We start from the raw sequence: 20720 nt of genomic DNA on the forward strand, positions 1-20720 counted from the left end.
CAGAAAATGAATACAGGCCATTCCAACATTTAATTTGTGGATATATCGGCGGTCCGATATGGTTCAACGATCCATTCCCCACAGGACCATGCGGCGCAACGAACGCAACCCGATCAGGGCGCGCTGGATGCGTGCTTGAGTCCTGATTTGCAGAGGCCAGAACCATGTTCGACCGCGTATTCGTCAATGCCGTAGACGCCGACGGCAACCCGCTCAACCTCGCCGTGCGTGAGGGGCGCCTTGCGGCCATCGGTCCGGAACGTCCCGCGATCGGCGGCGCGGAAGTCGTCGATCTGGCCGGGCACCTGGTGTTGCCCGGTTTCGTCGACGGACATATTCACCTCGATAAAAGCTTCGTTGGCGATCGCTGGCGTCCTCATCGTCATGTCACAAGCCTGCGTGAGCGGCTCGCTATCGAAAAGCAGGAACTGGCAAGCGCCGGGCCTATCGTCGAGCGCGCCGACGCGCTGATCCGCCAGGCTGCGTCGTTCGGCACCATTGCGATGCGCAGCCATGTCGACGTCGACGCGACGACGGGTCTAACCAATCTGCATGCCGTGATGGAAGCGCGCGAGAAATGGCGTGGCGTGGTGGATATCGAACTCGTCGCGTTCCCGCAGGCGGGCGTCGTGTCGTGTCCGGGGACGGCGGAGGTGCTCGATGCGGCAGCCCGGGAAGGCGCGCAGGTGATTGGCGGTATCGACCCGACAACGCTGGATGGCGACGCGGATGGCCAGCTCGATATTGTCTTTGGCATCGCTGAAAAGCGCGGGGTGAAAATCGATATTCACCTCCATGAGCCGGGGCAGCAGGGGATCGATCAACTGCACCGTATTGCCGGGCGTACCCGTGCATCGGGGTTGAACGGCCGGGTTTCGGTGAGCCACGCCTACGGGCTCGGCGACGTCGCACCCGAGGTGGTGGATCGTATCGCCGCCGCGCTTGCAGAAGCCGGTGTATCGATCATGACGAATGCGCCGGGCGACCGCGCGTTCCCGCCGATCCTGCAATTGCGCGCAGCCGGAGTGCGTGTGTTCACCGGTAATGACAACATTCAGGACGCGTGGTGGCCGTATGGCAACGGCGACATGTTGCAACGAGCCATGCTGGTTGGTTATCGCTCCGGGTTTTATACGGATGAAGAACTGGGCGTCGCGCTTCACATGGCGACGGAAGCAGGCGCTGCGGTGCTGGGGAAAAGCGGTTACGGATTGAAGGTCGGCAATGAGGCGACCTTTGTCGTCGTGAAAGCGCCGAACGCTGCCGCTGCGGTTGCTGCGGTACCGGCAGATCGTGCCATTGTTCGAAGCGGGCAATTCTGGGGCGAATCGTCCCGCGTGCAGTTCAAGGTCACGGCGGCAGGCGTGGGCTCTGCCGGCTGAGGTTGAGGTTGTTGTCGGGCACCGAGCCGGTGCCTGACGTGGCTGGCGCGGCTTGCGCCGCCGCAAGCCGCGCCACACTCAATAACGACTACGTCGCCACAGCGTTGGCGGCGTTTCCAGCAAATGACGCAGCCCTGCGCGGTCGAACGCTTGATCCGCGGCCACCTGCACGCGCTCCAGAATGTCCCCTTCGTCGACCGACAACACCCGGTAGTTCTCCATCAGGACTTTGCCGCCGACCATCGTCATGCACACGTCGCCGGCATTCGCGAAGCAGGTGACGCGATGAACAGGCATATTCATCGGCATGAGGTGCGGCTTGAACAGGTCGACCAGAATGATGTCGGCCTGCTTGCCCACTTCGAGCGAACCGAGCTCGTGGTCAAGCGACAACGCCTTGGCGGCATCGATCGTGACCATTTCGAGCACCTTGCCGTGCGGCAGGACGTCCGGGTCACGAAAATGTCGACGGTGGTAATGCATGCATTGCCACATGTGGCGGAACATGTCGTAGCCTCGATCGGGCGCCGCGCCATCCGAGCCGATCGCCACCGTCACGCCGGCATCGATGAGTTCCGGAACCGGGCAACGTCCGATGATCGACATGATCGCGCTTGGGTTGTGCACGATCGAGGCGCCGGTTTCAACGCACGCCGCGATATCCTCGGAGGTGAGATCGATGGCATGCGACATGAACGACTTCGCGTTCAGCAGTCCCAGCTCGCGATGCGCGAAATCGAGCGAACCGGCGCGATGGCCGTCCTGCGTCAGACTTAGACCGCGCTCGCGGGCCAGCGCCGTGTAGCGCTCGGCCTGAAGCCGGACGCTGCGTTCGTGTGCCGCGTGCTCGGGATAGTGCTGCGGAGCGTAGACGGGCAGCGTCAACGCAATCTGGATACGGCCGTTGGCATCGCCATGGCATGCGTCGATGATCTCTTTGCAAACCTCATACATCTGCGCGAAATCGACGTCGCGCGTCACGCTGCCGTTCGCGCCGTGCCGGGTGTAAGCGCGTGGTTCGGGTGGCCGCGACGGACCGACCGCGACGATCGAACGTGTGCCCGTTTTAACCACCGCGTCGCAGTGACGCCGCGCGTACACGGGGTCGTCGACGCGCATGATCGAGTCCCCGCCGCCGAGCAGCGATACACCCGTTGTCACGCCCGCCTTGAGGCGCTCCAGCGCCGCAAGATGCGATTCCATTTCCCAGAACGTTTCGTCCGAGGCGCGCGTATAGATCGCCTCGCACGCCGCCGACCACGCATCGCCGTTCGCGCCGCCAATCGTCCTCAACATCGCGTGCCCGGCATGGGCGTGTGCATCGATCAGGCCTGGCAGCACCGCTTTGCGGCGCGCGTCGATTACGCGGTCTGCCTGGTATTGCTGCGCAAGCTCGCTTGTCTCGCCGACGGCGACGATGCGGTCCCCTTTGATGGCCACTGCGCCATCTTCGATAACGCGGCGTGTGGCATCGATTGTGATCACGCAGCCGTGCTCGATCAGGATGTCGACCTGTTGCTTATCGTTCATATGCCAATTCTTCTTGTGTCTTTTAAGGTGCTCTCGCACAGTTACGCGGCGTCGACCAGCGCTCCGTTGCGCGCGACGATGCGTCCGTTTGCGATAACCAGCTTGCGTTTTGGCCGTGCAACCACGGCATGCGCGACGCACTCGGCATCGACCAGTACGAGATCCGCGCGTGCACCGATACGCAGGCCATAGTCGGCGAAACCGCAACCTCGAGCGGCAGCGTCGCTCACGCAGTCGAAGGCAATTGCGAGGTCGTCGTCGCGTCGCAAGTCGTAGCGCATGCCGATCAGCATCGCGCGCTCGAGCATGTCCGGCACGCCATACGGCGACCAGGTGTCGCGAATGCCATCGTTGCCGCCGAAGATCGTGATGCCTTTGTCCCTGCAAACCTTGAGCGGCGGAACGGGACGAGACGGCGGCGCGCTGGTCAGAAGCGCTACACGCAAATACGAGATCCGTTCGAGCAGCGCGTCGCGTTCACGTTCGGGCAATGCGCCGAGGCAAAATGCGTGGCTGACGACGACTTGCCCCTGCATGCCCGTAGCGGCAACGCGATCGAGCAGCAGTTTCAGCGTGAACGCGCCGACTTCACCGGGTTCGTGCAGATGGATGTCGATCGGCTTGCGATAGCGCTCCGCCAGCTCAAAGGTCGCGTTCAACGACGCGACGGGATCGCCGTCGATCAACGCAGGATCGAGCGCGCCGAGAACATCAGCGCCCGCAGCGAGTGCGCTGCCTAGCAGTTCGACAGTACCGGGACGGATCAGCATCCCCGATTGCGGAAACGCGACGATCTGCATGTCCAGCACATCGCGTATTGTCTGCCGCGTGCTGAGCACGCCTTCGACATAACGCAGCCCGGCGTCGGTATCCACGTCGACATGGGTACGCAGTCGCGTCGTGCCTGCCTGCACAAATGCCCGAGACAACGCGAGCGACTGGCTGGCCGCATCGTGTCCCGACGTCTTACGCCATTCGCGCTCGTTGCTGATCCGGTCGGTGAGTGCGGGTCCGACCTCGTTGCGATACCACGCGCGGCCCCAGTGGCTCTTGTCGATGTGCGTGTGCCCTTCGACGAAACCCGGCAGCAGCAACGCGCCGCCCCCGTCTTCGGCCAGCACGCCAGGTTGCGCTTCGACATGCGGGCCGAGCGCCGTGATGCGGCCATCGGCGATGGCTACGGAAACCGCCTGGCCGTCGGCCAGCCGGACGTTGGAGAGAAGAATAGAGCGAGTCATGGTGGTCACGCCGATTCGACGGAAGTGGCGATACGGGCCCGCAGCGCGCGCTGCGCGGCGCTGATCGCGATGAACACCACGGCATTGGCGAACAACGCGACGAGGCCCGTGTTGATGGAGGTGAAGGTGATCGGTGCGGCCGGGAAAACAGTGGCCAGCGTCATGCCGCGCCAGTTCGCCAGCGCCAGCACGATTGCGCCCGCGAAGATGCCGCCGAACGCGGCTTCCCGGGTGCCGAATGGGTGCTTCAGGAAACTCGAGGCGAGCATGGGGACGAGTTGCGTCAGCAGGCTCGACGAGAAGATTGCGAGCGCAACGAAGTTCGACCCGCCACGCAGAACAAAGTAGACGACAACCAGCGTGAACAGCGGCAACGCGATACGTGCGACGCGGCCGACTTGCCGGTCGCTCGCCTGCGGTGCGAAACCTTCGCGATAGATGTTGCGGGCAATCATAGTCGACGCATTGAGCATGATCAGCGAGCCTGGCACCAATGCCGTCAGCAGACCGGCGCCGCCAACGATCCCGACGAACCACGAGGGGAAAGTCTGCTTCACGAGCCGCAGCAGCGCGAGATCGGTTTGCGCGCCTTCGAGCCCGTGCACGGTCAGCACCGCGGCGAAGCCGACAAGAAACAGGAACGCGATCAACACCTGGTAGATCGGCATCAGCATGGTGTTCTTGCGCAGCGCAGACGCGTCGCGCGCCACGTAGACGGCGGTGAAACCATGAGGATACAAGTAGTAGCCCAGCGATGTCAGCAGCAGTGTCGAGTTGTACCAGCTCAGATTGAAACCGTGCTCCGGCATACGCAGCAGTTCCGGATGGACGGCATCGATGCGCGCGAACATCTCGCCAAAGCCGCCGAAGTAGTGCAGCGGCAAATACGTGCCGAGAAAAATTGCAAGACCGAGGATCAGCACGTCCTTGAAGATCGCAATGCTTGCCGAGCCGTGGATGCCGGAGACGCTCATATACAGGACCATCAGCGTTGCGCTGATCCAGATGGCCGTTTCCTGCGAGATCAGGCCATACGACATCTCGGAGACGATAATGCCGAGACCGCGTAACTGGATGATCAGCAACGACACCATTGCGAAGACGGCCACCACCGACACCAGCACGCCGATGGCGCGGCTGTCGTACTTCGAAGCGAAATAATCGGCGAACGACACGAGGCCGCGTTCCTTCGCATAGCGCCAGATGAGGGGCAGCATCCAGTAACCGAATACGTATGCGAGGCAGCCGTACGACAGGATGTAGAACGCCGGCACGCCTTTGCTGTAGGTCCAGCCACTCGCGCCGAGAAACGAGAAGGTCGAGAACGCCTCACCTGCCATCAGCAAGAAGGTGAGCAGCGACCCGAAGCCGCGTCCGCCGACCGCCCATTGCTCCATGCTGAAGGTCTTGCCGCGCCGCGCGTACAGGCCGACCGCCAGCGCGAAGAGGGCAAACAGAACGATGATGACGAGTGCCGGGTTCATTGCCCACCTCCCGTCTGCTCGGCCGCTTGCGCCGCTTCGTCGCGTGTGTCGAGGCAATAGATGATGGCGAGAATGGCCGCCGTTGCAGCCATCCAGAACAGGTTCCAGACGAGCAGAAACGGCAGGCCGAACAGAAGCGGCGTACCGGCGGCGATAGAGCCGCCTGAATAGATGCCGATGAAAGGCAGCGCGGCCAGCAGAAAGCGGAGTTTCATGGAGTCCTTCCCGAGGTGTCTTGGGTGTCCCGTCAGAACTTCTGACGCAGGCCGGCGACGAACGCCAGTTGTGAAGTCGTCGACGAGGGCGCTGCGATGCCGTCGATCCACGCATGACCGATGCGCGACGAGGCGTTCTGGTAGAGGCCGTTCACATACACATCGGTGCGCTTGGACAACAGGTACTGGAGACCGGCCGAGGCCTGGTGATAGTGTCCGCCGGCGTCGCCTTGCGACACCTGGGTGTAGGTGTAGCCGGCGGCTGCGATCAGCGCGGGAGTCAGCGCGTAGCGCAGGCTTCCCTCGTAGTTGCCGAAGCGCAGGGCGCCACCGGCCGCCATGTTGAAGTCCGTGCCTGTGTAGAGCAGCCCCAGCGTGGCGGGCCCGATGGCGTAGGTCGCGCCCGCGCCCCAGATCTGTTGACGCGTTGCGGCGCCGAGATGTGTGCCGAATACGGCGGCCGATTGCGCAAAGTAATTGTCGGATGCGACCGCGCCTGCCGCGCTGCTGGCGGGCTGATTCATATGCGCGTACGCCGCGCCGGCATTGAGTGGGCCGTGCGTGTACGACACACCCGCGCTCCAGCTATTGTTCGCAGCGAAGCCGGTTGCGTTCGAAAAGCCGTACATCAGGTTGGTTTGCAGGCCGGCGATGATCGGCGAGACGTATTTGACCGCGTTGTTGGTGCGGAACGTATTGTTGATGTCGTCGTTGTCGAACGGGTGGGTCGAATACTGGACCAGCGTATTGCTGATCTGGATCGAGCCAAGAATGTCTTGAACAGTGTTGTACTGGCGGCCCAAGGTCAGCGCGCCTAGCTTGTCGCCGCTCACGCCGACCCATGCCTGCCGGCCGAACATCCGGCCACCCTGGCCGGCCGCACCGTTTTCGAGGTTGAAACCGTTTTCCAGCCGGAAGTTCGCCTTCAGGCCGCCACCCAGATCTTCCGTTCCGAGCATCCCCCAGCGCGGCCCGGACTCGTTGCCGGCCGTTGCCTGCCATGCCGAATGGCCTTGCTGGTTGTTCGTGTAGGTCACGCCTGAATCGACGATTCCGTACAGCGTGACGCTGGACTGCGCGCCTGCCGTGCCCACTAGCATCATGCCTGCGCCGATGCCCGCGAGTGGTTTTCTCCAACTTTTCTTCAACTGCGTTTGCTGCATGCCTGTCTCCGGGTATGTGTCTCGGTGTGGCGCTTTTTTCTGCCGGCACGGCGGCGTCATGCCGCGTTTCGCCCACATTCGAGTTTTTTGTCTGATGTCGACGCGGAGTAATCGGCCGTCGAGTGGCCACCGCTTCGACATCGCTTGATGTTATCCACGTCACCCAATATTCAAAAATTAAATGTTCAAATGCATATCAGTGCGAAATCGAATAGTATTGATTAGACGTATGCCCTTATCCGGCATGACGGCGTCTGACTGGAGGCTCAATGAAACCCAACGCCAAAGCGCGTACACCGTTGTTCGATCTGGATCTGCTGAAGGCCATCGTCATGGTGGCCGATTGCGGCACCTTCACTGCGGCTTCCGCACGGCTTCATTCCACGCAGTCCACCATCAGCCAGAAGGTGCGGCGTCTCGAGGACATGGCGGGGCACAAGCTACTCGAGCGAGGCAGTCGCGACGTGAGTCCGACCGATGCCGGTGAAACCTTGCTGGCGTACGCGCGCCGCATGCTTGCTCTCAACGATGAAATGATTGAAGCGCTGTCCGGCGCAACGGTGGGGCTGACGGTCCGGCTGGGCGTGCCGGAAGATTTCGTCGGCGGGCCGACAACCCATATGCTCGCCGCGTTCAACCGCAAGCATCCGCAGGTCAAGCTGGAAGTGACTAGCGGATTGAGCCGCGACCTGAGCAATAGCTACGATCGCGGCGATCTGGATCTGATTCTCGTGAAGCAGCGGCGCAATAGCCGCGAGGCCGTGGCGTGCTGGCCGGAGCAATTGAGGTGGATCGACAGTGCGAAGAACCCTTCAATCCACCTTGATCCGATTCCGATCGTCGCGTTCCCGCCGCGCGGGTTATACCGTGACGATATGACCAACGCGATCGAAGGACTCGGCCGCCGCTGGCGGATGAGCTTTATCAGTTCGAGTTTGAGCGGAATCCAGGCGGCCGTTGCCGATGGTCTTGGTATCAGTCTGCTGCCGGCGCGTGCAGTGCTCGCGGATCACGCCGTGTTGACATCGAAGAGCGGGTTGCCTTCAATCGAGACCATGGATATTGCGCTGCTGCATCGTCCGACGGCGGATGCCGCTGTTAAGGAGCTTGCGCGCGCGTTGTCGCGGATGTTTGGGCCGCAGCGGCGATAACGTCTGCTTGGGTGCCGGCAGCAAGGTATTCAGCGATCGCCTTTTGCTAACATGCCAGGCAGAAGCCAGCAGCAGATTCTGCTGTTGGTGTGCGGACGAGCAACAGAGATTGCCGATGCGGTGGACCACATAAGTAACGGTTGCTGGGCGTGCCCAATAGACTATGTCTAGCTCACCAACCAACTGGAGGCGTTACTGTGAAACTGACCGACTTCGATACACTGACTTTCGATTGCTACGGCACGCTCATCGACTGGGAAACGGGCATTTTCGAGGGCTTGCGTCCGCTGCTCGAACGCGTCGACCCGCCGCTGACGCGGGATCAGGTTCTTGAAGCACACGCACGTCATGAGTCGTCGCAGCAGGCCTACACGCCGGCGAAACGTTACCAGGAACTGCTGCCGATCGTGTACAAGCGGCTCGCCGAGGAATGGCAGGTGCCTTTCACGTACGAGGAGTGCCTCGCCTACGGCAAGTCCATACGCAATTGGCCGGCATTTGAGGACTCGGCGAACGCGCTGCAGTATCTGAAGAAGCACTACAAGCTGCTCATCCTGTCGAACATCGATAACGACAGCTTCACGTACAGCAACGCGAAGCTTCAGGTTGAATTCGACGCGATCATCACCGCAGAAGACGTCGGCTCCTATAAACCGTCGCCGCGAAATTTCGAGTACATGCTGGAAAAGCTGGGTGAGCGCGGCATCCGGAGGGAGAAGATCCTCCACACTGCCGAGAGTCTGTTCCACGACCACAAGCCCGCGAACGCGTTCGGGCTTGCATCGTGCTGGATCTATCGCCGCCATTTGCAAACCGGTTTCGGTGCGACGATGAACCCCGGTGAGCAACCCACCGTGAACTTCCGTTTCAACAGCATGGCCGAATTCGCGAAGGCTCACCAGGAAGCGCTGCTGCAGAAGTAAGTAGTCGATAAACTTACCGGCCTTTGTGCCGGTTTGATTTGCCGCGCCGGTGCGGGCGCGGCGAGTTCCGCGCAAGCCGGAACACCCCAGTTAAGGAGCCCTTCATGCGACTGACGGATTTTAAGGCCCTGACGTTCGATTGCTATGGCACCCTGATCGACTGGGAATCGGGCATCGTCGCGGGCCTGTCAGCATTGGTCTCATCGCTTGACCCGCCACCGACGCGCGACCAGGTGCTGGAAGCGCACGCCCGCCACGAGTCATATCAGCAGAGCGCGACGCCCGACATGCCGTACAACCGGCTGCTCGAGGTGGTCTACAAGCGGCTAGCGGAGGAGTGGGGTGTCAGCTACACGCGCGAGCAGGCGGAGGCCTATGGTCGTTCGGTGCGCAATTGGCCTGCGTTCCCGGATTCGGCAAGTACGCTGCAGTATTTGAAGAAGTACTTCAAGCTGGTCATCATATCGAACGTGGATAACGAGAATTTCACATACAGCCGCGCCAGGCTGCATGTGCCCTTTGACGTCGTTGTCACGGCTGAGGATGTGGGAAGCTACAAGCCGTCGAGCCGTAATTTTGAATATATGCTCGACGTGCTGTCGAGACTCGGCGTGCGTAAGGACGAAATCCTGCACGTCGCGGACAGCATGTACCACGATCATGAGCCGGCCAACCGGTTAGACATTCGTTCATGCTGGATTCATCGGCGCTTCGAGCAGCGCGGGCTCGGCGCGACGATGCGCACATTCGCGGAGCCTTCTGTCGATTTCAGGTTCACCAGCATGGCGCAGTTCGTCAAGGCGCATCACGAGGAGCTTTCCCGCGTTTAGCGGGAAAGCCGGTTCGCCCGCCGATTCGAGAACAGAACGATATGAGCAACCGACCAAAACTCGACCGGATCGACATCAAGATCCTCGCCGAATTGCAGAGGAACGGCAACATCACCAACGCGAATCTCGCCGCCGCGGTCGGTCTTTCTGCGAGCCCGTGCCTGCAGCGCGTCAGGCGTCTTGAATCAGCCGGTGTGATTTCGGGCTACGGTGCGCACGTGAATGTCGCGAAAGTGACCAGCATCGTGTCAGTGTTCACGGAAATCATGCTGCATGACCATCGGCGCGAGGACTTTGTCCGTTTCGAGGCGAACGTGCGCGATCTCGACGAAATTACCGAATGTCACCTGGTGAGCGGCGGGTACGACTACCTGCTCAAGTTCGTCGTCAAGGACATCGGTTACTACCAGGAAGTGATCGAACGCCTGCTCGACCGCAATCTCGGCATCGAGAAGTATTTCAGTTACATCGTGATCCGTTCGCCGTTCGTCAAGCACGGAGTGCCTCTCGACAAGTTGCTGACAGATGATGACTGAAGCTACGCAATTATCGTGGTTGGAGCACTGGCCGATCTCACGTCTTAAAGCTCGAAAGCCTGCCTAGAACAACTCCAGAATCCGGTGATACATCATCCCGAGTTCCAGCGCCGGCCCACGTAATGCCGGGCCGCCCGGAAAGCGTGCGTGCCGCAGTTGCGCGAACAGATCGAAGGCCGCGGTCTCACCGGCCATAGCTTTCGCAATCACGCGCCCGGCAATCCCGGTCAACGCCACGCCGTGACCTGAAAAGCCCTGCACGTAGAAGTAGTTCGAATCGATCGAGCCGAAATCAGGTGCACGATTGCGCGTCACGTCGACAAAACCGCCCCACGCATAATCGATTCGCACATCGCCCAGCTGCGGGAATACGCCGATCATGCGCTTGCGGATTTCCTCGCCTAGTTGCACGGGCGATGCGCCGGTCGAACTCGCGCGGCCACCGAACAGCACGCGGTGACCAGCCGACAGACGGAAGTAATCGAGGAAGAAGTTGTTGTCGCAAATCGCCTCACGTCCCTTGATCAGTGCGTCCGCGCGTGCCTGACCGAGCGGTTCCGTGGCGACAATGTAAGAGGCAATCGGCGCGATGCGCGCGGCCACTGGAGCCGGCAACACGTCGCCGATTGTGGCATTGCCGCATGCCGCGACGAAGCGGCAGCGCACCTCGCCATTGGCGGTCCGCACGACAGGCCGTGCACCACGCACGACTTCGATCACCGGCGAATGCGCAAACAGTTGCGCGCCTTCGCGACGTGCCGCATCGGCGAGACCGAGGCAGTATTTGAGCGGATGCAGATGACCGGAAAACGGATCATAGACACCGGCCAGATAACGCCGCGAAGCAACGCGTGAACGCACTTCATCGGTATCGAGCCACGAGAGTTTCGTATAACCCCAGCGTTGCGAGGCCGATTCCATCCACGAACGCAAATCCGGCACGCGTTTCGGTTTGGTGGCCACCGTCAGATAGCCGGCGGTGAAATCGCAATCAATGCCGTAGCGTTCAATGCGCTCGCGCACCAGAGCCACGCCTTCCACCGACATCGCCCACGCGGCGCGTGCGCCGTCGAGTCCGAGTTGCCGTTCGATGATCTCGTCTTTCGCGAAACCCACCAAGGTCTGCCCGCCGTTGCGGCCCGACGCGCCCCAACCGGGACGATGCGCATCGAGCACCACCACCGACAATCCGCGCGCCCGGCATTCCAACGCCACCGACAAACCGGAGAAGCCCGCGCCGATCACGCAGACGTCGGCCTCCAATGTGCCGTCGAGCATCGGATCGTCGGCCGGCGGACGCGTGGCGCTCGCCTCGTAGTAGGAGTTGGCGATCAGCGCATCGGCGCGGTGGTCGAGGGTGTTGAAGCCAGGAGTCGGTGCATTCATCAAAGCAGGTCCTTCATTCGATACCAGGCCATCGCAAGGACGAGGGCAGGGGTGCGCAGTGTAGCGCCGCCGGGGAAGTCGCGGTGGCGAATCTTGCCGAACAGATCAAAGCGCGAGGCCTGACCATCGATCGCTTCGGCGATCAGCTTGCCCGCGAGCCCGGTAGTGTTCACGCCGTGGCCGGAGAAACCCTGCGCGAAATACACGGTAGGCGATAGGCGGCCGAAATGCGGCGCGCGATTCATCGTAATGTCGACGAAGCCGCCCCACGCATAGTCGATTTTGACATCGTCGAGTTGCGGGAAAGTCTTCAACATATCGCGGCGCATTGCTTCACCGAGATTGCGCGGCGCGAACGTCGAGTAGCTGACTTTGCCGCCCCACAACAAACGATTGTCGGGGGCAGGGCGGAAATAGTCCAGCACGAAGCGGCTGTCGCACACGGCCGCTTTCGCCGGCATCAGCGCTTCGGCGCGATCGGGATCGAGCGGTTCGGTGGCGATCACGTAGGTGCCCACCGGCATGATCTTGCTGGCAAGATCCGGCGCGAGTTGGCCGAGATAGGTATTGCAGGCGAGCACGACAAATTGCGCATTGACCTTGCCGCGCGCGGTTTCAGCCACATGCCGGCCGTTTTCCTGGCGCAACGCGGTGACGCAACTGTCTTCGAAAATCCGTACGCCGGCCTCGCGTGCCGCGCGCGCCAGACCGAGCGTGTAATTCAGCGGATGCAGATGGCCGCTGTCCGCATCGAACAATCCACCGAGGTAGCGCTGCGATTGAACATAGTTGCCGACGCCATCGGCGTCGACATAACTGAAACGGTCATAGCCGAAGCGCCGTTGCGCTTCGTCACGCCATTTTTGCAGCGCATCCGTATCGCGCGGCTTGTTCGCCGCGGTCAGGTAACCAATGGTCAGGTCGCAGTCGATCTGATGCTTCGCGACGCGTTCCTTGACGATATCCAGGGTTTCGAGCCCCATGTCCCAAACACGCTTCACGTCATTCGCGGGCATGAACTTCGCGAATGTATCGATATCGCAGGCAAAGCCGCCGATCAACTGGCCACCATTGCGGCCGCTCGCGGCCCATCCGACTTTCGATGCTTCGAGCACCGCGACCGAGTGACCGCGTTCGGCGAGGTTCAACGCAGTCGAGATGCCAGTGAGTCCGGCGCCGATCACGCAGACGTCGACGTTAAGCGTTTCTTCGAGTGGGGGATGGCGGGTGGTGTCGTTGGCGGTTGCTGCGTAATACGAGGCGACGTGAGGCTGGTTTGAGAATCGGAGCATAGGCAGAGCATGCAGAAGAGGCCTTGGCGCGTGGCCCGCGGTAAAGCCGGGCCACGCGATGAGGCGGGTCGTTTTAGAACGAGTAGATGAACTGCGTTGCGAGCAGGTCGTTGGACTTGCCGTACGAGCCGTCGTTCTTCAGGAACACCTGTTTGTTCGCCCAGTCGTGGCGGTATTCCACCTTGACCGTGATCTGCTGGGTCGGGTAGAACAACAGATCGAGCGAAACGTCCTGGCGGGTTGCGCCCTTGCACTCGAAGCCGAGACCGCCGTTCGCCTTCGAATTGGCGAGGCAGTCCGCGCCAATACCGAAGCCGTCAGCAGTGTCCATGCCGTTCGAATTCAACGCGATGCCACCACCGCCGCCGCCATTCTTGCTGTCGACGAGCAGGTCGTAACGGGCGGTCACGCCCATACGGCCCACCACCGGCAGCGAGAACTTGCGGTGCGCGAGCAGCGAGAGGCCGTACCACTGTGCCTGGCCGCCGTTGAACGCGGCGTTCTGCTGCTGACCGTAGTCGAGTTCGGCGTTGTACTGCACGTCAGCCAGCGTGTAGGTCAGGTCGGCTTCGGTGAAGAAGAACGTACCGCCCGAGCTCGGCGCCTGACCGCCTACGCCGTAGCTGACTACACCGTTGCTATCGATCGCGCTAGGCAGCGTCTGACGGCCGATGTTGAACGAGCCACCCACATCCAGTGCGCTCGACCACGTGTAGTCGACTCGTCCCGTGAGGGTCGGGATCTTGTTGCTGGTCGTGATCGGATCGCCCAGCGCATTGGTGCCGACCTGCGTCGTCGCGCCAAACGTGCGGTACTGTTCGTTGCCGAGGAAGAACTTCCACGCCCAGTTACCCGTCGCATAGTTCGCGCCGATACCGATGTAGCTGCCCGGATCCGAGAAGTCGTACAACAGGTTGTGCGTGAGCGTCAGCATCTGGTTCGATTGCTGCACTTCATAGCCGCCGAAGCTCGGAATCAAACCGGCCACGAGGGTCGTGGTCGCCGTCAACGGCACATTGACCACGGCCGTGTTCAGGATGTTGTTGCCGATATCGCCGTGCTCGTTCGAGAGCAGGGTAATGCCGTTGCCGCGGTTCGGCATCAAGGTGATTTCGGCAGACGGCGCCATCGGGCCGACACCGAAGGTCTTCTTGATGTCTAAGTACAGATCGCCGAACGTGCTGTTGAAGTAGTTGTAGCTACTTTCATGGTTCGCGAACAGGAACGACGAGCTGCTCTGCGCGCGGTTATACATGTAGGTCGGATCGATATAACCCGTCACCGACAAGCCGGCGATCGGCCCCGTGTTCGCCGCGTCCACCAGCGAGTCGACCTTCAACTGCTGATTGGCGATCTGCTGCTTCATCGAATCGACCTGGTCGTTGGTCAGCGTCGCCTGCGCCTTGCCGTAATCCGGCGAGGAGATGTCGACCGGCGCCGCCACCACAACCGGAGCCGGTGCCGCAGTGGCTGCCGCCGCCGCTTTCGGTTTGGACGCTACCTCGGAACGCAACTGCTTCACCTCCTTTTGCAGTGCGTTGAGCTGGGCCTGTAGCGCCTTGATCTGGTCGCTGGTGGCGTCTGCCATGGCAAGGCCTGGCAAACTCCCCGCCACCAACAGACAGATGAGCTTCTTTCTCATGCAAATTCTCCTTATTGGTCGTATTGCAAAAGGACTTCTTATGCGCGTGCCGTATCGAGCGACTTTCGTACGACGGCTTGTTGTGGTGCTGACGGTAACGGGTCGGCGGCTTCGGCGAGTGCGAACGCCATCTGCATGTCGCGGTTGCGCTTGCGCTCACGCACCTGCATCCAGCGGTTCACGGCGATCACGCCGATCGTCACCGTGGTGATGAAGATCGTGGCGAGCGCGTTCATTTCCGGATTGAGGCCAAGACGAACACGCGAGAACACGACGAGCGGCAGCGTGGTCGAACCGGGACCAGAGAGGAACGCGGAGAGCACGAGATCGTCGAAAGACAGCGTGAACGACAGCAGCCAGCCGGACATCAGAGCCTGCGAGATCAGCGGCAGCGTGATCAGGAAGAACACCTTGAAGGGCGTTGCGCCAAGATCGAGTGCGGCTTCTTCGAGCGACTTGTTGAGCTCCTTCACTCGCGATTGCACGATGATGGCCACGTACGAAACGCACAGCATCACGTGACCGATCCAGATCGTGAAGAGACCACGGCCCTTCGGCCAGCCGAGCATCTGTTCGAGCGCGACGAACAGCAGCAGCAGCGAGATGCCCTGAATCACTTCAGGAATCACGAGCGGCGCGTTGATCATGCCGGCGAACAGCGTGAAGCCGCGAAAGCGTCCGAAACGCGCCAGCACGAAACCGGCCCACGTACCGATCACCACCGATGCACACGCGGTCAGCAGACCGATTTTCAGCGACAGCCATGCTGCGCTGAGCAGTTCGCCGTCTTGCAGCAAGGCGCCATACCATTTGAGCGAAAAGCCAGACCAGACCGTAACGAGCTTCGACTCGTTGAACGAATACACCACCAGGCTGATGATCGGGATATACAGAAACAGAAACCCGAACGTCAGTACGCTATTGGAAAGCGTTCTATTTGGCTTGATCATTTCGCGCCCTCCAGTTCCTTGACCTGGTAGTACTGGAACACGGCCATCGGCACGAGCAGCAGTAGAACCATGGCGACGGTGACGGCGGATGCCATCGGCCAGTCCATATCGTTGAAGAATTCATCCCACATCACGCGGCCGATCATCAGCGTATCGGCGCCGCCCAGCAGTTCAGGAATCACGTACTCGCCGACCGCCGGAATAAACACCAGCAGACTGCCGGCGATAATGCCGTTCTTCGACAGCGGCAAGGTGATGCGCGTGAACGCGGTCCACGGTTTGCAACCGAGGTCGTAGGCCGCTTCGAGCAGCGTCAGATCCATCTTGACGAGGTGCGCATACAGCGGCATCACCATGAACGGCAGATACGAATAAACCATGCCGATATAGACGCCAATATCCGTGTGGTAGAGGCGCAACGGCGAATGAATCATGCCGATGGCCATCAGCGTGTGATTGAGCAGACCGTCGTCCTTCAGGATGCCGATCCATGCATAGACGCGGATCAGGAACGACGTCCAGAACGGCAGCATCACGCCCATCATCAGCAGATTGCGCTTGGTCGGCTCGGAACGCGCGATGTAGTACGCAATCGGGTAGCCGATCAACAGGCAGAAGAAGGTCGAGATTGCGGCCATCTTCAGCGAGCTGATGTACGTGGCGACGTACAGATCGTCCTGCAGCAGGAAGGCGTAGTGGCTGAGCTGCATGGCGAAGTGCACCATGCCGTCCTTGACCGTCACGAGATCCGTGTACGGCGGAATGCCCAGGCGCAGATCGGCGAAGCTGATTTTCAGCACCAGCACGAACGGCAACGCGAAGAACACGAAAAGCCACATGAACGGCACGCCGATCACGGTCGTGCGGCCCGACGGCACCAGGAACGAGAGGCGTTTTTTCAGCGAGCCTAGCAGACGGCTGCCGGACGGCGCGCCGAGCGCCGTGGGGGAGGTAGTGGGATTGCTCATTGCGTCAGCACCACGCCGCTAGCCGGCGACCAGTAGACGAACACGTCGTCGTTATAGGACGGCGCACCTTCGCTCATGAGGTGCGAGCTGGAGAGATTCGACACGACCGTCTTGCCGCTCGGCAGGCGCACGTGATAGAGCGAATAGCTGCCCATGTAGGCGACGTCGGAGACCACGCCGCGTGCCCAGTTATGCGGCGTCGAGGGCTTGTCGAGCGAGACCTTCACGCGTTCCGGACGCACCGAGATGCCCACCGGCATGCCAAGCGGGCCGGTAATGCCGTGGCTCACGTAGATGCGCGATTCGAGGTCTTCGCTTTCCACGAAGATGTGGTCAGGTTCATCCGCGACCACGGTGCCTTCGAACAGGTTGGTCGAGCCGATGAACTCGGCCGAGAAGCGGCTATTCGGAAATTCGTACACCTGGCTGGGCGAGCCGATCTGCACGATACGGCCTTCGCTCATCACGGCGAGGCGGCCGGCCATCGTCATGGCTTCTTCCTGATCGTGCGTCACCATCACGCAGGTCACGTCAACCTTTTCGATGATGTTCACCAGTTCGAGCTGGGTCTTCTGACGGATCTTCTTGTCGAGCGCCGACATCGGCTCATCGAGCAGCAGCAGCTTGGGGCGCTTGACGAGCGAGCGGGCCAGCGCCACACGCTGCTGCTGTCCGCCGGACAACTGGTGCGGCTTGCGTTGCGCGTACTTGCTCATCTGCACGAGATTCAGCGCGTCGGCAACGCGTTCCTTGATCTCGTTCTTGGGCGTGCCTTCCTGCTTGAGGCCGAACGCGATGTTCGCTTCGACGCTCATGTGCGGGAACAGCGCATATGACTGGAACATCATGTTGACGGGCCGCTTGTACGGCGGCATCGCGGCGAGGTCTTCGCCGTCGACGAAAATGCGGCCGGAGGTGACCGACTCGAGCCCCGCGAGCATGCGCAGGAGTGTGGACTTGCCGCAGCCGGAGCTGCCGAGCAGCGCGAACAATTCATTCTTCGCAATGCTCAGATTGACGTTGTCGACAGCAGTACTGTCGCCGAATTTCTTCACGACATTTTCGATGCGAACGAATTCGTCCGATTTCGATTTTGTCGTCGGTGCGGGGCGGGCCATCTGGGTGGCGCCGGCTACGCTTGTTTGTGTCGTCGAGTTCATGATGTAACCATTCCTTGCGGATCGCGAGCGCAAGTGTCTCCATACGAGTCGCGGGAAGCGGCTCGCAAGATGCGCTGCGATCGGAAAACATGGGACTGCGCACAGATGGGACTTAAGCACGCAGGCTGACTACCGTTACTGCCATTCATGCGCTCAGGGTTCGAGCGATCCCTGAGCGCGGGATCGATTCTTTTTAGTTTGGCTTAATCAATGGCCGGTTTTAAGCTGCGCCCAAAGTCGATTTTCAAGGCGCAGAATGTCGGTGGGCATCGGTTTCATCAGTGTCATTTTGCTCAACACTTCATCGCCCGGATAAACGGTCGTGTCCTGTGCGACACCCGGAACGACGAACTGGCGCGCGGCCTTGTTCGCGGTCGGGTAAAACACTTCATTGGTAATCGCTGCGTTGACCTTCGGATCTTCGATGTAGTTGATCCACTTCAGTGCGGCTTCCGGATGCGGTGCATCTTTCGGGATCACCATCACGTCGAACCACAGCAGACCGCCTTCCTTGACGTTCGAGAATTTCACCTGATACGAACGTTTGGCTTCCGCGGTGCGGCGGCTGGCGATACCGACGTCGCCGGACCATGCCACCGCGACGCAGATGTCGTTGTTAGCGAGGTCGTTGATGTAGCCGGACGAATTGAATTGGGTGATGTACGGGCGGACTTTCTTCAGCACTTCGAACGCGGCCTGATAGTCGGCGGGGTTCGTGCTGTTCGGGTCCTTATGCATGTATTGCAGCGTCGCGGCGAACACGTCGACCGCCTGGTCGAGGAACGATACGCCACAGCCTTTCAGCTTCGACAGATTGGCCGGGTCGAACACGAGGGCCCAGCTGTCCACCGGCGCATTGGCGCCGAGTGCCTTCTGCACGGCCTGGACGTTGTAGCCGATACCGTCGGTACCGTAAGCCCAGGGCACACCGTACTGGTTGCCCGGATCGGCGTCGAAAATCATCTTCATCAACACGGGATCGAGGTTCGACAGATTCGGCAGCTTCGACTTGTCGAGCTTCTGATACACGCCGGCCTGGATCTGCTTGGCCATGTAGTTCGACGTCGGCACCACGATGTCGTAACCGGAACTGCCCGCGAGCAGTTTGGCCTGCAAGGTATCGTCGCTATCGTAGTTGTCGTACTTGACCTTGATACCGTCCTGCTTCTCGAAGTTTGGAATCGTGTCCTTCGCGATGTAGTCCGACCAGTTGTACACATTCAGTTCCGTGTCGGCCGCAAGGGCCGGCGTAACCGACAACGCCGCAAAACCCGTGAAGGCGAGAAGCGCGGCCCCCGCGACCGCATGACGAAGATGACAAACGCTCATGGTTTTTTCCCTTGATGTGAAGAACCGGCATGAGCGCGTATCGTGGGTGTGCCCATGCCGGAACGAACTGCCGTTACGAAATTCCGAGTTGTTGTGCGGTCGCGTCGATGGCGTATTTGGCCTTCGCAACGATCTCGTCGATTTCCAGCTTGTTGATCACGAGCGGCGGCGACAGCAGCATCCGGTCGCCGGTGGCGCGCATGATCAGGTTGCCGTTGAAGCAGAAGTCGCGGCAGATCGTGCCGACTTCTCCACCATTAGCAAAACGCTTGCGTGCTTTCGGGTCTTCTGCGAGTTGCAGACCGGCGACCAGACCCGCGCCGGAGATTTCACCGATGATCGGGTGATTGGCAAAGGTGTCGCGCAGCTTCTTCTGGAAGTACGGACCCGTGTCGGTCTTGACGCGCTCGACGATCTTGTCGTCGCGCAGCAGTTTCAGATTGGCTACCGCTACTGCTGCGGCCACCGGGTGGCCGGAGTATGTGAGGCCGTGATTGAAGTCGCCATTTTCGATGATCGCCTTGGCCACGCGATCGTGCAGACCGACCGCGCCCATCGGCACATAGCCGCTCGTCAGGCCCTTGGCCAGCGTGATCAGATCCGGCTCGAAACCGAAGTGCTGATGCGCGAACCATTCGCCGGTCCGGCCGAAGCCGCCGATCACTTCGTCGGCGACCAGCAGGATGTCGTACTTGCGGCAGATGCGCTGGATTTCCGGCCAATACGTCGAAGCCGGGAAAATCACGCCGCCCGCGCCCTGGAAAGGCTCACCGATAAAGGCGGCCACGTTGTCCGCGCCGATTTCGAGAATCTTGGCTTCGAGTTGCTGCGCGCGGGCCAGAGCGAATTCTTCCGGCGTCAGATTGCCTTCTGCTTCGCCGAAGAAATACGGTTGGTCGATGTGCACGATGTTCTCGACCTTCGAGGGCATCTGTTCGTGCATGTAGCCCATGCCGCCCAGCGTGCCGCCGGCGATCGTCGAACCGTGATAGCCGTTCTTGCGCGAGATGACGAACTTCTTCGAGTGCTTGCCTTGCGTCGCCCAGTATTGGTGAACGATGCGCAGCACGGTGTCGTTGCCTTCCGAGCCGCTGTTGCAATAGAAGAAGTGGTTGAACGGTTCCGGCGCGAGCTCGGCGAGCAGGGCCGACAGTTCGATCACCGGCGGGTGCGTCGTCTTGAAGAAGGTGTTGTAGAAGGGCAGTTCCTGCATCTGGCGGTACGCTGCGTCAGCCAGTTCCTTGCGGCCGTAACCGACATTCACGCACCACAAACCGGCCATGCCGTCGATGATCTTGTTGTCGTCCGAGTCCCACAGGTACACGCCCTGTGCCTTGACGATCACGCGGCTGCCGCTGCGATTGAGCGAACCCATATCCGAAAACGGATGGATGTGGTGCGCGGCGTCGAGCGCGCGGTATTCGGCGGTGCTGCGTTTCTGTTGTGTGGCTTGTGCGCTGGCGGCGGGTTGGGCCGGCTGCACGTAAGCGACTTCTTCTGTTCTATAGCTCATACTGCCTCCAATTTTTTTGCGTTTGCGG

At 60.8% G+C, this 20720-nt stretch carries 18 protein-coding genes; 5 read left to right on the plus strand and 13 right to left on the minus strand.

Features of this window, described 5'->3' with window-relative positions; translation table 11 throughout:
- Positions 1-164: 164 nt before the first annotated feature.
- Entirely contained in the window at positions 165-1382 is a 1218-nt protein-coding gene (locus KHO30_RS08690) for an amidohydrolase family protein (protein ID WP_211700576.1), read from the plus strand.
- Between the two features lie 78 nt (positions 1383-1460).
- Here KHO30_RS08690 and KHO30_RS08695 read toward each other — a convergent pair whose 3' ends face one another.
- From KHO30_RS08695 to KHO30_RS08715, 5 genes are read right to left on the minus strand one after another with little or no spacing between them, the layout of a single operon-like run.
- Entirely contained in the window at positions 1461-2912 is a 1452-nt protein-coding gene (locus KHO30_RS08695; RefSeq protein WP_211700577.1) for an amidohydrolase family protein, read from the minus strand.
- A 41-nt stretch (positions 2913-2953) separates the two neighbouring features.
- Entirely contained in the window at positions 2954-4150 is a 1197-nt protein-coding gene (locus KHO30_RS08700; protein ID WP_211700578.1) for an amidohydrolase family protein, read from the minus strand.
- A 5-nt stretch (positions 4151-4155) separates the two neighbouring features.
- A complete protein-coding gene (locus tag KHO30_RS08705) occupies positions 4156-5634 on the minus strand; it encodes a sodium:solute symporter family protein (RefSeq protein WP_211700579.1) in 1479 nt (492 codons plus the stop codon).
- A complete protein-coding gene (locus tag KHO30_RS08710; protein ID WP_093645095.1) occupies positions 5631-5849 on the minus strand; it encodes a DUF3311 domain-containing protein in 219 nt (72 codons plus the stop codon). The genes KHO30_RS08705 and KHO30_RS08710 overlap by 4 nt, the downstream gene beginning before the upstream one ends.
- 32 nt (positions 5850-5881) lie before the next feature.
- Positions 5882-7012, minus strand: coding sequence for a porin (locus KHO30_RS08715; RefSeq protein WP_211700580.1), 1131 nt, complete (start codon positions 7010-7012; stop codon positions 5882-5884).
- Positions 7013-7281: 269 nt separating this feature from the next.
- Between KHO30_RS08715 and KHO30_RS08720 the strand changes: the two genes are divergently transcribed.
- The 4 genes from KHO30_RS08720 to KHO30_RS08735 all read left to right on the plus strand — a co-directional run bounded on the left by KHO30_RS08720 (position 7282) and on the right by KHO30_RS08735 (position 10452).
- Positions 7282-8163 carry a LysR family transcriptional regulator gene (locus KHO30_RS08720; protein ID WP_093645091.1) on the plus strand — a complete coding sequence of 294 codons (882 nt, stop codon included), beginning with the start codon at positions 7282-7284 and terminating at the stop codon, positions 8161-8163.
- Between the two features lie 197 nt (positions 8164-8360).
- Entirely contained in the window at positions 8361-9086 is a 726-nt protein-coding gene (locus KHO30_RS08725) for a haloacid dehalogenase type II (protein WP_211700581.1), read from the plus strand.
- A gap of 104 nt (positions 9087-9190) precedes the next feature.
- Positions 9191-9916: a haloacid dehalogenase type II gene (locus KHO30_RS08730; protein ID WP_200620386.1), complete on the plus strand. Its 726-nt coding sequence runs from the start codon at positions 9191-9193 to the stop codon at positions 9914-9916.
- Between the two features lie 41 nt (positions 9917-9957).
- Positions 9958-10452 (plus strand): Lrp/AsnC family transcriptional regulator, encoded by a 495-nt coding sequence (locus KHO30_RS08735; RefSeq protein WP_211700582.1) that lies wholly within the window; start codon positions 9958-9960, stop codon positions 10450-10452.
- 63 nt (positions 10453-10515) lie between these two features.
- Here KHO30_RS08735 and KHO30_RS08740 read toward each other — a convergent pair whose 3' ends face one another.
- The 8 genes from KHO30_RS08740 to KHO30_RS08775 form a co-directional block, all read right to left on the minus strand.
- Positions 10516-11838 carry an NAD(P)/FAD-dependent oxidoreductase gene (locus KHO30_RS08740; protein WP_211700583.1) on the minus strand — a complete coding sequence of 441 codons (1323 nt, stop codon included), beginning with the start codon at positions 11836-11838 and terminating at the stop codon, positions 10516-10518.
- The gene (locus KHO30_RS08745; protein ID WP_093645082.1) at positions 11838-13130 is read right to left on the minus strand and encodes an NAD(P)/FAD-dependent oxidoreductase; all 1293 of its coding nucleotides are present in this window, start codon (positions 13128-13130) and stop codon (positions 11838-11840) included. The genes KHO30_RS08740 and KHO30_RS08745 overlap by 1 nt, the downstream gene beginning before the upstream one ends.
- A 73-nt stretch (positions 13131-13203) precedes the next feature.
- Positions 13204-14772 carry a DUF3138 family protein gene (locus KHO30_RS08750; protein WP_211700584.1) on the minus strand — a complete coding sequence of 523 codons (1569 nt, stop codon included), beginning with the start codon at positions 14770-14772 and terminating at the stop codon, positions 13204-13206.
- A gap of 38 nt (positions 14773-14810) precedes the next feature.
- Positions 14811-15722, minus strand: coding sequence for an ABC transporter permease subunit (locus KHO30_RS08755; RefSeq protein WP_093645078.1), 912 nt, complete (start codon positions 15720-15722; stop codon positions 14811-14813).
- A complete protein-coding gene (locus KHO30_RS08760; protein WP_200620382.1) occupies positions 15719-16690 on the minus strand; it encodes an ABC transporter permease subunit in 972 nt (323 codons plus the stop codon). The genes KHO30_RS08755 and KHO30_RS08760 overlap by 4 nt, the downstream gene beginning before the upstream one ends.
- The gene (locus KHO30_RS08765; RefSeq protein WP_372341852.1) at positions 16687-17850 is read right to left on the minus strand and encodes an ABC transporter ATP-binding protein; all 1164 of its coding nucleotides are present in this window, start codon (positions 17848-17850) and stop codon (positions 16687-16689) included. Before KHO30_RS08765 ends, KHO30_RS08760 begins: the two co-directional genes overlap by 4 nt.
- 207 nt (positions 17851-18057) lie before the next feature.
- Positions 18058-19179, minus strand: coding sequence for a polyamine ABC transporter substrate-binding protein (locus tag KHO30_RS08770; protein WP_211700585.1), 1122 nt, complete (start codon positions 19177-19179; stop codon positions 18058-18060).
- A gap of 73 nt (positions 19180-19252) precedes the next feature.
- Positions 19253-20692: an aspartate aminotransferase family protein gene (locus tag KHO30_RS08775; protein WP_211700586.1), complete on the minus strand. Its 1440-nt coding sequence runs from the start codon at positions 20690-20692 to the stop codon at positions 19253-19255.
- Positions 20693-20720: the final 28 nt, after the last annotated feature.

Origin of the sequence: Paraburkholderia aspalathi (assembly GCF_905220735.1) — a bacterium.
Taxonomy (GTDB): Bacteria; Pseudomonadota; Gammaproteobacteria; order Burkholderiales; family Burkholderiaceae; genus Paraburkholderia; species Paraburkholderia aspalathi.